The organism is Mucilaginibacter sp. P2_D11 (assembly GCF_056404435.1).
This window is the reverse complement of sequence record NZ_JBFUEA010000004.1, coordinates 230,662-244,982: the sequence shown is the minus strand read 5'-3', so window position 1 is coordinate 244,982 and position 14,321 is coordinate 230,662. Positions and strand designations below refer to the sequence as shown.

14 protein-coding genes and 1 tRNA gene are annotated in these 14,321 nt (G+C 48.3%); 10 read left to right on the top strand and 5 right to left on the bottom strand.

Features of this window, described 5'->3' with window-relative positions:
• Nucleotides 1-33: 33 nt before the first annotated feature.
• A complete protein-coding gene (tamL, locus tag AC1DXC_RS07710; protein ID WP_477458567.1) occupies nt 34-2,427 on the bottom strand; it encodes a translocation and assembly module lipoprotein TamL in 2,394 nt (797 codons plus the stop codon).
• Here tamL and AC1DXC_RS07705 point away from each other — a divergent pair.
• From AC1DXC_RS07705 to AC1DXC_RS07695, 3 genes are all read left to right on the top strand, one after another.
• Nucleotides 2,418-3,167, top strand: a complete 750-nt coding sequence (locus AC1DXC_RS07705) for a TrmH family RNA methyltransferase (RefSeq protein ID WP_477458566.1) — start codon at nt 2,418-2,420, stop codon at nt 3,165-3,167. The genes tamL and AC1DXC_RS07705 overlap by 10 nt on opposite strands.
• A gap of 47 nt (nt 3,168-3,214) precedes the next feature.
• A tRNA-Cys gene (locus AC1DXC_RS07700) sits at nt 3,215-3,285 on the top strand.
• Between the two features lie 32 nt (nt 3,286-3,317).
• Nucleotides 3,318-3,491 (top strand): spore protein, encoded by a 174-nt coding sequence (locus AC1DXC_RS07695; RefSeq protein WP_078347886.1) that lies wholly within the window; start codon nt 3,318-3,320, stop codon nt 3,489-3,491.
• 156 nt (nt 3,492-3,647) lie between these two features.
• On the opposite strand, the gene AC1DXC_RS07690 is transcribed toward AC1DXC_RS07695, so the two are convergent.
• A complete protein-coding gene (locus AC1DXC_RS07690) occupies nt 3,648-4,682 on the bottom strand; it encodes a quinone-dependent dihydroorotate dehydrogenase (protein ID WP_477458565.1) in 1,035 nt (344 codons plus the stop codon).
• 94 nt (nt 4,683-4,776) lie between these two features.
• Between AC1DXC_RS07690 and AC1DXC_RS07685 the strand changes: the two genes are divergently transcribed.
• The 7 genes from AC1DXC_RS07685 to AC1DXC_RS07655 all read left to right on the top strand — a co-directional run bounded on the left by AC1DXC_RS07685 (nt 4,777) and on the right by AC1DXC_RS07655 (nt 11,701).
• Complete coding sequence (locus AC1DXC_RS07685) at nt 4,777-5,544, top strand: SGNH/GDSL hydrolase family protein (RefSeq protein ID WP_477458564.1); 768 nt, start codon at nt 4,777-4,779, stop codon at nt 5,542-5,544.
• A 327-nt stretch (nt 5,545-5,871) separates the two neighbouring features.
• A complete protein-coding gene (locus AC1DXC_RS07680; protein ID WP_477458563.1) occupies nt 5,872-7,800 on the top strand; it encodes an ABC-F family ATP-binding cassette domain-containing protein in 1,929 nt (642 codons plus the stop codon).
• Nucleotides 7,801-7,813: 13 nt separating this feature from the next.
• Nucleotides 7,814-9,313 carry a type IX secretion system plug protein gene (locus tag AC1DXC_RS07675; protein ID WP_477458562.1) on the top strand — a complete coding sequence of 500 codons (1,500 nt, stop codon included), beginning with the start codon at nt 7,814-7,816 and terminating at the stop codon, nt 9,311-9,313.
• Between the two features lie 30 nt (nt 9,314-9,343).
• Nucleotides 9,344-9,868, top strand: coding sequence for an acyl-CoA thioesterase (locus AC1DXC_RS07670; RefSeq protein ID WP_477458561.1), 525 nt, complete (start codon nt 9,344-9,346; stop codon nt 9,866-9,868).
• Nucleotides 9,869-9,920: 52 nt separating this feature from the next.
• Nucleotides 9,921-10,790 (top strand): aspartyl protease family protein, encoded by an 870-nt coding sequence (locus AC1DXC_RS07665; RefSeq protein WP_477458560.1) that lies wholly within the window; start codon nt 9,921-9,923, stop codon nt 10,788-10,790.
• A gap of 42 nt (nt 10,791-10,832) precedes the next feature.
• Entirely contained in the window at nt 10,833-11,360 is a 528-nt protein-coding gene (locus tag AC1DXC_RS07660) for an O-acetyl-ADP-ribose deacetylase (protein WP_477458559.1), read from the top strand.
• Between the two features lie 20 nt (nt 11,361-11,380).
• A complete protein-coding gene (locus tag AC1DXC_RS07655; RefSeq protein WP_477458558.1) occupies nt 11,381-11,701 on the top strand; it encodes a hypothetical protein in 321 nt (106 codons plus the stop codon).
• Here AC1DXC_RS07655 and AC1DXC_RS07650 read toward each other — a convergent pair whose 3' ends face one another.
• The 3 genes from AC1DXC_RS07650 to AC1DXC_RS07640 are packed head-to-tail and all read right to left on the bottom strand — an operon-like array spanning nt 11,702 to nt 14,308.
• Nucleotides 11,702-12,775 carry a family 10 glycosylhydrolase gene (locus AC1DXC_RS07650; RefSeq protein WP_477458557.1) on the bottom strand — a complete coding sequence of 358 codons (1,074 nt, stop codon included), beginning with the start codon at nt 12,773-12,775 and terminating at the stop codon, nt 11,702-11,704. It lies immediately after the preceding gene.
• 1 nt (nt 12,776) lies between these two features.
• On the bottom strand, nt 12,777-13,904 hold the full coding sequence (locus AC1DXC_RS07645) for a carbohydrate-binding family 9-like protein (RefSeq protein ID WP_477458556.1): 1,128 nt from the start codon (nt 13,902-13,904) through the stop codon (nt 12,777-12,779).
• Nucleotides 13,901-14,308: an EVE domain-containing protein gene (locus tag AC1DXC_RS07640; protein WP_477458555.1), complete on the bottom strand. Its 408-nt coding sequence runs from the start codon at nt 14,306-14,308 to the stop codon at nt 13,901-13,903. Before AC1DXC_RS07640 ends, AC1DXC_RS07645 begins: the two co-directional genes overlap by 4 nt.
• Nucleotides 14,309-14,321 lie beyond the last annotated feature (13 nt).

Below are 14,321 nucleotides of genomic sequence, written 5' to 3'. Positions count from 1 at the left end.
CGTTGTCTAAAATCCCGATTCAGCCAGTGGCGCCTAAAAAGGTAGCCCGATACCAAAGTTCAACTGCATAAAGTTGTAGCTATCGCCCACATAATTGCCATTGCCATCCGTTCCGGTGCTGTTGGCTTTAAGGTAGGCCTTTTTAAATTCGCCGGCTTTGAATAACTCACCCGGGTGTTTAATGAGCACCCACTGATCAGATCCGCTAAACTGTGGGTCTTTGAATTTAAACGCAGCATCAAGCCTGAAGATAAAGAAGCTAAGGTCGAAACGCAGACCCGTACCTATGCCTATGGCGGTAGAATTGAAAATGTTATTCAGCCTAAACTCTCCGTTAGGGTTGTCGGCCGTTTTGTGCAGGCGCCAAACGTTGCCCATATCCATAAACAGAGCGCCTTTAAGCTTCGTGCCGAAGAAGTTATCCATCAGTTTGTATCGGTACTCCAGGTTGGCAACCATCTTTATCTCGCCAAATTGATCGAGGTATTTGAGGCGGGCGCGCGTGGTATCGGCAGCGCCGCCAACACCGTAGCTGGCGCGGTTAAACTGGCCAGGGCCAAGCGTACGCGGCAACCAGGCACGCATATCGTTTGCACCACCGGTATAAAAGTTCTTTTCGAATATCAGCTGGCTGCTATTGCCATAAGGCACGCCAATACCTGGGCTAAAGCGGAAAATGAACTGCTTTTCGCCGCCGAGACTTTTATACAGGCGGTAATCGATCTCGGTTTTGATGTATTGCGAAAAAGCGTTGCCAAAAATGGTGCGCTGCCCCAGGGTGTCCCTCGGGGTATTAAAGGCCCGGCTAAGCAGGTTGAGCGTGCCGCCGCCCAAATCCAGGCTACCGCGGAAATAGTAGAAATTCTCGTAGGTATTCAGCTTGATGGTGTTATACTGAAAGGTGTACTGCGAGCCGGATGTAAATGTGGTGCGACCGATAAGGTACACATACGAATAGCGATTCTGTTTAAGCAACTCGGCCTTGGCAACCGGATCTATACTACCACTGGAAAATTCGATGTTGATGGGCGTAATAGAGTGCTGCTTGGTACGGGTATCGAAGAAATCGTAAGTGATGGAGTTTACCCAACTGCGGCGTTGTACCAGGCCTTTCTGGTAAAACAACGAGAAGTTAGTAGAGAACGTAGTATGCGGCACACCGAATTTGGCCAGGTTGGGGAAATCGAAGGGAGAAACGATGCGCGGGTAAATAAGGCTAACGCCCGTTTTGAACTCCTGGTTCTGGATGCCTTTGTTATCGCCTGCGTTGCGCCCACTATCGAACAATATGCTCCAGTTAATCTTCACCTGCAAGGCAGCAGCCTGTTTAAAAATATTGCGGTTGGTAAAAGTGTTGCCCAGGTTATAGCCATAACGCCCGCCGTTGAACAGAAACTCCGCCTCCACCCTGTCAGACATCCTTTTGAGTGGCACTATCTCCAGCCTGGTATTCAACCGGTTTGTGCTATCGGGCAACTTGTCGTAAATGGGACTGGGTACGTTCCTAAAAACGTTCAATTCCGATAAGCGCGTAGTGGTAAGCGTTTGCATATCTATATCAAACATCCGCCCCTTTTTCTGAAAGATATAATCGGTTACCGTTTTAGGCTTAAAGCGGCCCGAGTAATCTACGTACCTGAACTGCGAGTCTACCTGTATGGTATCGGCCTTGCCCATTTTGCGGCCATTGCTGGTGGAAATAGTTATGAGCGTATTATTGATGGTATAAGTTGGGTGGGCGGCTTTGCCGGTAGGGTTATCTATAATCATCACCAGATCTACTACGCTTTGGCGGTAACTGCTGTCGGGTTCGAAGTTGATGTACTGGCGATAAAAATCGAAGTAACCGTTCCGTTTCATCACCTGGAAAAACTGGTCGCGATCATAAGCCAGGCTATCCGTATCGAAGCGGCTTCCGGGGTTAACATGCGAGTATTGCTTCTTGGTGCTGCGATAAAGGTTGCGTACGTTGGGGTCGGCAATACTGTCCTTGTAATTTCTGATGTGAAACATCGGGCCTTCGGTGGCTGTAAAAATCAACTCCGCTTTCTGCTTTTTTATCACGATGGAATCGGCCACTTTTGCTTTAAGGTATCCTTTGTTCTGCAGGTATTTTTGCAGCTGCAGGCGCGAGAACTCCACCAGGTTGCTATCCAATAAAGCCGGAGCCTCGCCGATGTTACGTTTGCCTTTTTTGCTGAAAGTGTAATAGAATTGCAGGTTTAGCCAGTTGTTGGGCTGCTGTTCTTTGTCAACATAATTTAAGGCCGCTTCGGAGAACTCCTTGTCGAAATTCTTTAATGTAACCTTGCGCACAATGACCTGGTTGGGCTTTATTCCGCGCGTAACGCTGCAACCGGAGATAATAACCACCAAAATACTTAATATTGCAAGACGGTAAGGGCCGGGTGTTAAATATGCTTTCAAAATCTCAAATCAGTTTACTAACGTCTCTACAACACAAAAAGTTTCGCCAGCAAAGTGGTTTGTTTCTGGTGGAGGGTTATAAATCCATCATCGAATTTGCAAACTCCCCATACCGTATCCAAACAATTTACCACACGCCGGGCATTGCCTCAAAATTGCTCAATTTATCCCGAAAAATAAACTTTCAGGAGATTTCACCTGCCGAGCTGCAAAAAATAAGCGTACTGAAGAACCCTGCCGATGCTGTTGCAGCCGTCAATATACCGCAATGGGCGGGTTTTAGCGATGCCGACCTGAAAAATAAACATAGCCTGGTACTTGATGGCGTGCAGGATCCCGGCAACATGGGGACAATCATCCGGACGGCAGATTGGTTTGGCATTACCAATATCATCTGCAGCGAAGATACCGTTGATGCATACAACCCCAAAGTGGTGCAGGCCACCATGGGCAGCCTTGCTCGCATGAATATCAGTTATACCAATTTGAAGGAATTCCTGCGATCGGCAAATCTGCCCATATATGGTGCTTTACTCAATGGCGAAAGCATCTACCAAACCGATTTTGGAAAGGAAGCATTGATTGTTATGGGGAATGAGGGCAACGGCATTCGGCCCGAAATTCAGCAGGTGATACAGCATCCGGTAACCATCCCACGCGTGGGCGGTGCCGAATCGTTGAACGTGGCGATAGCTACCGCTATATTTTGTGCAAAACTTGCAGCAAAATCATTTCAATAAAAATTGATTAGCAAATAATAATTACTATTTTTGCAGTCCTTAAAAAAGGTCGGATGGCCGAGTGGCTAGGCAGAGGTCTGCAAAACCTCCTACAGCGGTTCGAATCCGCTTCCGACCTCAGGGTTAATATATTTTATAAAATAAAAGATCATGGGCGTTACTCGTTTAAAAAGAAAAGATAGAAGAAACAAAACTTTCTCTCGTTTAGAAGTACAGTTTTTAAAGTTAGCTACCAACATTGAGTTGGGCAGCCGTTCGGCAGAGAAAAAAGATAGCCAGATAGCAAAAAACAATGCTGTTTTAGCTATTGCTGCAGGCAAGTAATTCCTATCTACACAAAAGATTTGAAGGTGTACCGAGGTTCGGTACGCCTTTTTTTGTTGGGGAAGATTTTGTCTGAACCATGATTTGCTTGATTTTAAGATTACATGATTAGAGACGCAAAATATTGCGTCTCTACAATAAAATCGTTTTAATCTATTAATCCTTCAATCGTGTCAATATACGCTTGATCAACCCCGGCCCCTCATAAATAAACCCGGTGTACAACTGCACCAACACCGCGCCGGCGGCAATCTTCTCCAACGCATCCTCTGCCGAATGGATACCGCCCACCCCTATGATCGGAAACGAGCCGCCCGATACTTTATGTAGATAGCTGATAACTTCAGTGGAACGTTTGGTTAAAGGCTTGCCACTTAAACCGCCCGTTTCGCCTTTATGCGGCGACACCAAACCATCGCGGCTGATAGTAGTATTGGTTGCTATAATGCCCGCTATGCCCGTTTGCTTTACAATATCGGCAATATCATCCAACTGCGAATCGATAAGATCCGGGGCTATTTTCAATAAGATTGGCCTGCTGATACCATCCTTGCTATTACGCTGCTGCAGCGTGTTCAGGATATGCATCAATGGTTCCTTTTCCTGCAAGGCCCGCAGACCGGGCGTATTGGGCGAACTTACGTTCACCACAAAATAATCCACCACATCAAATAGCCGGTCGAAACATTTGATGTAATCGCTCACGGCATCTTCGTTCGGAGTAACTTTATTTTTGCCGATGTTGCCGCCTATGATGAGGGCCGTTTCGCCCGGTTTAAGGCTTTTGCGGTAGGCGGCAATACGCTCCGCTGCAACATCCACCCCTAAATTATTAAAACCCATCCGGTTGATGAGCGCTTCATCTGCCGGCAGGCGAAACATACGTGGCTTATCGTTACCCGGCTGCGGCAAAGGTGTAACCGTACCCACTTCTATAAACCCGAAGCCAAGGTTGCCCATCTCGGCTATCAGCTCTGCGTTTTTATCGAAACCAGCTGCTAATCCCACCGGGTTCTTGAATTTCAAGCCGAAGACTTCCCGCTCCAAACGTTTATCATCGCTTGCCCATATGGCTTTGCTGATGGCCGTACCACCCGGCGCTTTATTGAAACGCTTTAGGTTGCGGGTAACGAAATAATGCACGTTCTCCGGGTCGAATTTGAACAGCAGGGGCTTAAGCAGTTGATACATGCCGCGAATTTACCGTTTTTAATATTTAAGGGTTAACATCAGCCGGAAAATTGTAATTTAGTTGCTGTCCATTTATAACAGACACCTGCCAATAATGAAGAATTTCCTGCAAAACTCCCGCCGCAGTTTTATTAAAAGCGCCGCTATAGGCACCGTTGCCACCTTGTCAATCCCGCAAATCGTATCGGCCGCCGTTGGCACATCATCTGCAAAAAAAGTGGAGCTGAATGATGGCGACGTGATCCTTTTCCAGGGCGATTCCATAACCGACTGGGGCCGCAACCATGCCGCAACTGAACCCAACACTACAGACATGCTGGGCACCGGCTATACCACCTATGCCGCCAGCGAACTGCTATTGAAACATCCTCAAAAAAACTTCAAAATATATAACCGCGGCGTAAGCGGCAACAAGGTGTACCAATTAGCCGAACGTTGGGAGGCCGATTGCCTGGCCCTAAAACCAAACGTGGTGAGCATCCACATCGGCGTGAACGATTTTTGGCACAGCCTTACCAACGGCTACAAAGGCACCATAGACACCTATATTGCTGACTACAGGACCTTGCTTGAGCGTACCCAAAAAGCATTGCCCGGCGTAAAATTCATCATCGGCGAGCCATTTGCTTTAAAGGGCACCAAATTCGTAGATGATAAGTGGTACCCTACGTTCCCGCTATTCCAAAAGGCGGCGAAAGATCTGGCCGGGCAATTCGATGCGCCGCTGATACTGTTGCAAAAGATATTCGATAAGGCGTTGGAAACAGGCTCTGCCAATTATTGGACGCTCGATGGCGTACACCCCAGCGTAGCAGGATCAAGGCTGATGGCAGAGGGATGGTTAAGCACTGTTAGAGGGTAGAGGCTAGAGATTAGAGGTTAGGAAAATATATTTAAATGCCATTCCTCCGCACCAGGGATTGTAGGGGGAAGCCACGGTGCAACGGGCAAGAGCGGGGCAACGGGGCCGAAGCAAAGCGCAGCCCCGAAAAGCCCGGCCCGCAGGGGGTGCCATTATTGAAGGACAGACTTTAGGCAAGAAATTAGAAATTAACTGTACAAAGACTATTTAATCTATAAAACAACAACAACCTACCAACTAGCCTCCGACCTCTAATCTTTAACCTCTGTCTCCCTATCTCTAATCTCTCTTTTGAGGCGTCGCCGCAAAAGCGTATCTTTGCGGCAAATGATCGCTATAAATAACCTTACGTTTGAGATTGGTGCCCGGGCGCTGTATGATGAAGCTAACTGGCATATAAAACCGGGAGAAAAAATTGGCCTTATAGGGGCCAATGGCACCGGTAAAACCACCCTCCTGAAGATAATCGTAGGCGATTACAAACCCACATCGGGTACCATATCTATGGCTAAGGACCTCACCATGGGTTACCTTAACCAGGATCTGCTCTCTTACTCATCCGACAAGAACATCGTACACGTTGCTATGGAAGCCTTTGAGCGCCAGAACCAATTGCACGACGAGATTGAGGCCCTCCTAAAAAAACTGGAAACAGATTATACCGAAGACCTTTTACATAAACTTAGCGATAAACAGCACGAGTTTGAACTGCTTGATGGTTACAACATCGAGTACAAAGCACACGAAATTTTGGCCGGTCTTGGTTTTAGCGAAGCCGAGTGCCAACGCAAGTTAAGCACCTTCTCGGGTGGATGGCGCATGCGCGTGATGCTTGCAAAAATACTGTTGCAGGCACCGGATATCCTGCTGCTGGATGAGCCTACCAACCACCTGGACTTACCCTCCATCCAATGGCTGGAAGATTATTTGAAGGCTTTTAATGGCGCCATCATCATCGTATCGCACGATAGGTGGTTTTTGGATAAAGTTATCAACCGCACGGTAGAAAGCCGCAAGGGCAAACTGAACGTTTACGCAGGCAACTACACTTTCTATCTGGAAGAGAAAGCCCTACGTGCCGAGATACAGCGTGGCGAGTTTAAAAACCAGCAATCAAAAATAAAGCAGGAGGAGCGCTTGATAGAGCGTTTCCGTGCGAAGGCTTCCAAGGCTAAAATGGCCCAGTCGCGTATAAAAATGCTGGATAAAATGGAGCGCGTTGATGATGTGGATGATGATAACCCAGAAGTGAACTTCAGCTTCCGTTTCAGCAAGCAAAGTGGCAGGCACGTGGTTACTATGGAGCATATCACCAAAAAATATCCAACCATCGATATTTTGGATGATGCCGAAGCCATCATCGAAAAAGGTGATAAAATTGCCCTGATCGGTGCCAACGGTAAAGGTAAATCTACCCTGCTGCGCATTGTTGCAGGGGCCGATACTGAGTTTGAGGGCACATCACAAACAGGCCATAACGTTACGCAAACTTTCTTTGCGCAGCATCAGTTAGAGTCGTTGCACCTGGAGCACCAGATATTGCAGGAACTGCAGGCGTTCGCTCCAAAACATACCGATACCGAGCTGCGCTCGATATTAGGTTCGTTCCTGTTTACCGGCGATGATGTTTTCAAAAAGATAAAAGTGCTATCGGGTGGCGAGAAATCGCGCGTGGCATTGGCCAAAGCACTTACTGCGGATGCTAACTTCCTGGTACTGGATGAGCCTACCAATCACCTGGATATGGCTTCGGTGAATATACTAATACAGGCGCTGCAACAGTACGAAGGTACGGTTATCGTGGTATCGCACGATAGGTACTTCCTGGATAATGTGGCGAATAAAATCTGGTTCATCGAAAATCAAAAGATAAAACAATACCCCGGCACCTACGCCGAGTACGACGTATGGAACGCCAAACGCGTTTTGGAGCCGGTTGCAGCTACACCTGCTCCTCAGCCTAAAAAGGAAGAGAAGAAGGAATCTGCCCCGGTTAAACAACAGGCCGGTGGCGATAACAAACACCAGCAGCTGAAAAAGCTTAACCAGGATTTGACAAAGCTGGAGGATAACGTTGCATTGGTAGAAAAAGAGATAAAAGCCTTAGAGGCCCAACTGGCTGATAACGCCATCTTTAACCAGGCCGAAAAGTTGAAGCAGATAAACAACAGCTATCAGCTTAAAAAAATGGAGCTTGGCGGCCTGCAGCAAAAATGGGAAGCTCTGGCCGAGCAAATAATGGAGCTGGAAGCCTAGTAGATAAGATAGTATGAGAAACGTCATTGCGAGGAACGAAGCAATCTCTGAACTTAGCCTTGACGACCTGCAAATCGGGGATTGCTTCGCGCCTCGCAATGACGGGCGGGAAATAGTCACCACGTCCTTGCGAGCGACAGCGCGGCAATCATCGGCGCGCAAGGCCACATTGCAGGTCGACCTGCCTATAGGGGATTGCGTCGTTCCTAGCAACGACGCGTGGAGAGTTTTCCTATCGCCGTTGTTGGTGTTGTCACCAACAACATTGCTCACCACACTTCTCCTTTTTTTCGGAAGCACCGCCTTCGCCCAATCCCCCTACGGCAACAATATCTTCCGCCCCGAAATAAAAAGCGTAGAGTTTTACAAAGTAGATAAACAAGCCGCAGCCTTCCCGGTAATTTCGCTAAACAGCGACGAAAAAGTAAGGTTAGGCTTTGACGACCTCAGCGGCGGCAGCCGCAACTTCTCGTACACTATAGAGCATTGCGATGCCAACTGGAAATCATCTAACCTCTCCCCTGCCGAATACCTACAAACTTTTATGGACGACAGGCTTTTCAATTACACCTACTCATCTGCCACGTTCCAAAAATACACCCATTACGAGCTCACCTTGCCCAATCAAAACATTGCACCAAAAATAGCGGGCAATTATGTTTTGAAGATTTATGAAGATGGCGACCCGACTAAACTGATACTCACACGCCGCATGTATGTGCTGAACAGTCGCGTTGGTGTTGGGGGCACCATTACTTCATCCAACAATGTTTTGGCGAGGCGAACTAATCAAAAGTTGAATTTCACCGTAGATTATGGCGGCCTGAACGTTCAGAACCCCAATCGCGATATCCGCGTGCTGGTAATGCAAAACGCCCGGCCCGAAACCGGCAGGATGAACACCGTGCCTACCTACATCCGCGGCACGCAGCTGGTGTATAACGATGTAAACATCAACGATTTTGCCGGCGGTAACGAGTTTCGGCATTTTGATACGCGCTCGTTGAAACTAAATTCCGAGCGTATTGCCAGGATATACCGCGATACGGCCAACACCGTAATGCTGCTGGGCGACCCGAACCGCAACCTGCCCAATTACACCTTGCTTTACGATAACGACGGCAAATACTATGTGATAAACCAGGACGGCCGCGATGCACGCACGGACGCCGATTACGCGCATGTATATTTCAATGTGGGCACCAATAAATCTGAAGCCGAGGGCACGCCCTATATCATTGGTCAGTTTAATGATTTTAAGATAAATGAGCAAAGCCGCATGCAATTTGATGCCCGTGGCCGCTTCTACACCGATTTGCTGCTAAAGCAAGGCGTTTACGATTATATGTACGTGTGGGTAAACAACGCCACCAAACAACCCGATTACGCTGCGCTGGAGGGCACTTATTTCGAAACCGAGAACGAGTACCAGCTATTGGTTTACGCCCGGCCCGCCGGTGCCCGCTGGGAGGAACTGGTGGGCTATAGTTTGTTGAGGACGGTGAGGCCGTAGTTTTAACCCGTAAAAACTATCTTTGCAATTATGACAGGAAAAGCGCCTAAAGAATCATTCACCATTATGAACGAATTGGTATTGCCCAACGATACCAACACCCTCAATAATTTAATGGGCGGGCGCCTGCTGCACTGGATGGATATAGCGGCTGCCATATCCGCACAAAAGCATTGCAACCGCGTGGTGGTAACCGCATCGGTAGATAATGTTTCCTTCCACCACCCCATCAAACTGGGCGATGTAATTACCATCGAAGCCAGGGTTACGCGTGCTTTCACCACTTCGGTTGAGGTGCGGATGGATGTGTATGCCGAGAACATCCCCCAAGGCACCCGCCATAAAAGCAATGAAGCCTACTACACCTTCGTGGCCCTGGATAAAGACGGCAGCAAGGTAGCTGTCCCCGCCCTGCTCCCCGTAACCGAAGATGAGATAGAATTGTACGAGGGTGCACTGCGTCGTCGGCAGCTGAGACTGATACTGGGCGGCAAGATGAAACCGGATGACGCTACGGAGTTGAAGGCTTTGTTTTTTGCTGCGCAGAAGAAGTAAATCGTGGCCCCTGTAACTTTCGTCTCTCTCAACCATCCAACTAAAAACCTGGATGATGAGGAATACTTGCCTGCTTGCCTTTGCCATATTTTTGCTTTGCTGCAATACCGCATCGGCTCAAAATAAATTGCAGTTCAGCATCCCATTTACATTGGTAGATAACCGCCCGTTCATCGAGGTGAAGATTCATAATAAAACCCTACACTTTATATTAGATTGCGGTGCAACGGATGTGATAGATGTGGCTACGGCGCGTGCCCTGCACCTTAAACTCGAAAACGAAAGCACCACCAGCGGCGCAGGGGCCAAACGGGCATCGAGCTGGGAAACTACTGTAGATACCACGCGCATCGGCAAAGCTATCATCATAAAAGGTGATTTTAACGTGGTCGACCTGTCGGAAATCAAAAACAAGCTGCACTTGCCCTATCTGGATGGCGCCATCGGCTATAACTTCATGAAAGATTATGCGGTACAGTTCGACTATCCCAACCGAACCATCAACTTTTATAATTCATACGCCGGTACAGGTGGAATTCAATTCGGCATGTATTACCATATCCCCAGGATAAAAGCAACTATCGACGACAAACCCGCCACCCTCATTATGGATACCGGCGACCGCACCGCGCTCACGGTATTTAACCATTATGCCGAAAGTACAGGCATCAAAAATCGCTACCCATTATCTGATACCAGCATTACCGGCTATGGCATTGGCGGACCAATTTACGCGCGAACGTTTACTTTAAAGCAGATCGGCATCGGGAACAAACAAATAGCCAACGTAGCTTCCCGCATCCCCATGGCAAAAACCGGTGGCTTTGCTGATACCAGTATAGATGGCAGCATCGGCGGCGGCATTTTAAAACAGTATAAATTCACCATAGATTATAAACGGAATTTGCTTTATTTGGAGTAATTTCCCACGCAAACAGCTGCATTAAACAGCCGTTATACTATTATGGATGTAAGGATAAAATTACAGCAGGGCGATATTACTAAGTTAGCCGTGGATGCCATCGTAAACGCGGCCAACAGCAGCCTGATGGGCGGCGGTGGCGTGGATGGCGCCATACATCGCGCCGGCGGCAAGCAGATATTGGAAGAGTGTATAAAGATTGTCGACAGGCAAGGCCGTTGTAAAACAGGCAAGGCGGTCATCACCTCGGGCGGTAACCTGCCCGCTAAATATGTTATCCACACCGTTGGCCCGGTTTACAACGGCGGGAAGAACATAACTAAAGAGGAAGAACAACTGGCCAACTGCTATACCAACAGCCTTAACCTGGCAATTGAAAACGGCATCAAAACAATCGCCTTCCCCAACATTAGTACGGGCGTATATCGTTTCCCTAAACAGCGGGCCGCAGAAATAGCAACCGAAACCGTGGATAAATTCCTGGCGGATAACCACGGGATAGACGAAGTGATTTTTATCTGCTTCGACGATGAAAATTTAGGTATCTATAAAAATTTATTACATTTATAGATACCTGAATCAATATCGTTATGAAAAGATTACCTGTTGCTTTTGCCCTTTCCCTGTTAATTTTTGCGTCCTGCGCAAGCACCAAAAAGTTGGCCGGTACCAGCGCAGTACAAGACGGCAAATCCTTTGAAACCGCCGTCATCACCACAGAAACGCACGAGCGCCAGGGCGTAGATGCCGAATATGCGTGGATAAAAGTAAAATACCCCGGGGCCAAAACACAGGGGCAGGCGCTAAGCAGCCACGACAAAAAACCTTACGACATCATCCATATCATCACCAGCGAAGGTACTAAGCTGGATGTCTATTTCGATATCTCGAGTTTTTTCGGGAAATTTTAGCTACGCTCGTTTGCTATTGGCAATCTCCCCTTTTAAGGCATCCAATACGCCCGGCGTAACATTGCCGAAGAAAGATATACCCGCTGCGCCGTTCTTGAGCGCGTTTTGGATACCTGTTTTCACTTCGTCGTCGTTCTTGAAATCGGGCAGGTACACGCCTGCATAAATTGGAAATTTGCCTGCTAAAAAGTGTACGCCTTCGGCCACTGCATCGCCTATCCATCCTACGCCTTCCTTGTAAAAGCCGTGGTATATCATGGGGCAGATGCCATCCAGGTTCCAATTCGTCCAGTCTTGCCTTACGTTGCGGCGGGCAATCTCCGGCGTGGGGAACACGGCCGCGGTAATCTGTTTTTTATTGCGATGTGCAATATTTGCAATGCTATTTACCACGCGCGTGATGTTTCCGTACCTGAACAAGCGCCAGGATAAGCTGGCATCGGGGTATTGTACCTGGTCGATATCGTAGTTGTATTTCTCTTTAAATTTGGCCTTGCATACGTTGCAATAGCAAAAGTCGTATTCGGGGATTTCTCGGGTTTGGTCAAGCTTGTAATGGTCCCACAGGTTTACCGGTAAAATTACGTCGCAGTATCTTACATAATCCAGGTGAATGCCGTCTACATAATCCAAGGCTAAAATATCGGTAACAGTCTTTTCCAGATACTCCTGCACCTCGGGGCGCGATGGGCACAGCCAGCGGTAGTAAGTTACATATGGCGGCTTATCCGCGCAGGAATCGCCTTTGCGGCTTATACTATACCACTCGGGGTGTTGGCTCACCAGTTCGGCGCGGTTAAAGGTCCATATCCAGCGGTGCGTTTCCAGCCCCTGCGCCTTTGCCGCACGGAAATGCCGCTCGCTATCCGCCTCGAAAAATATCCCGGTAATGCCTGCGGCTTTATAAGCGGCGTAGCGGGCCGGCAGTTCCTCGTCGGTATCTTTGGTGTTTGGGTTGGTCCATACCCAGTTTTTCATGCCTTTTTTCTTTTTGCTTGTGGCAAAGCTTCCTAAAGGCAACTGCGCTGCGGCGGCAGTAAGCATGCCCACTTTTAAAAATTCCCGTTTATTCATTTTATTTAGCAGTTTCTCGTTGTATCAAACCGTCCTGATCTATTGTATAAACAGTTTTATTGCTACCGCCGCTGATACGGGCAATAAAAGTTTGCCCCCTGGCTTCCAGGCTTAAGGCATTGATGGCCCCCGCCACCTTAACCGCGCCATCCAGTTGCAAATCGGCAAGCGTTGGCGCATAGTTACCCTTGCCTTTCAGCCATTCTTTCTGCTTGTAATATACCAGCCAAAGGTATTTTTTCTGCAATTCGGCATCGGGCATCTTAAATTGAGCTGCTTTCTTTCCCTTACTAAAGAGCAGGTAACCCCAGCGCTCGGGGCAATGCATATTGACAACGCCTTGCGGGCTCCATACCCAATTACGCTCGGGCAGCGTGCGGCCGGTGCTGTCTTTCAATTTGCGGTAATCGCCGCCAAAAATTTCGGTATCGTATTGCACGCGCGAGAAATTGATGCGCCACATGGAACCGTTGCCCGGCTTGATTTGCTGCGCCGTGGCATTCAAGGCCTTAAAAGGGATGGCCATTTCCACCGTCCAACCCGTGTCGCGATCGGCAGGATTGTTTAATGTTCCCTGAATCTGCACAGCGGAGCGCAGGCCCTTTGCATCCCAACTGATAACCGCCTTGCCCCCGTTGCGGTAGGGCTTGGTCAGCAATAAATCGAATATAGTGTTGTAAGCGTTTACCTCTACCTCATAATAATGGTGCATAGTATTCAGCGGATCTATAAACAGCTCGAAATCATTGTTGAGGTAGATAATATCGTCGTGCTTTTTAAGGGTGGCCCACACGTGCGGATCGCGTATGCGGGCGGCTATGTACAGGCAGCTATCATCCCAAAGCATCTTGAGGTTGGTTTGCAAAAATGGCTTCGGCTTCAGGTCGCCTTCTATGTCTACAAAATCGGTAGTCCACGCGGCCTGTTGCCATTCGTCTTTGCTTATGTTGCCATCTATCACCGGCGCTTTATCTACATGCTTTACCACATAATGGGCGGGCACGGTAAATAAGTTAGCAAACCGGCCAAAAGCATCCTGCGCCTTTGCAAATTGCGGTATGGTGAACAGGCAAGCTGCTACAAGTGATATGATTAATGATTTGGAGGTATAGGCAGTCTGATGCTTCATTTTTCGGCCAGCTCCAGTATGCGGTCGAACTCTTCGCGTTTAAGGCCCATTACCGATAGCCTCCCCTGGCGCACCAGGCCTATATCTTTCAAAGGCTCATCGGCTTTTATTTCTTCGAGGGTTACGGGGCGTTTAAGGCTCTCTACGGGTTCAAGGTCAACCACTACCCAGTTCGGGTCTTCTGTGGTGGGGTCCTGGTAGGCCTCTTTTGCTACGCGGGCTATGCCTACGATCTCCTTGCCTTCGTTGCTGTGGTACCACAGCACCAAATCGCCGGTGGCCATGGCCCTGAGATTGTTACGCGCCTGGTAATTGCGCACGCCATCCCAAAAGGTGCGGCCCTCTTGATTGAACTTATCCCAACTGTATTTAAATGGTTCCGATTTTACGAGCCAGTACTGCATATCGTAGAAGTAT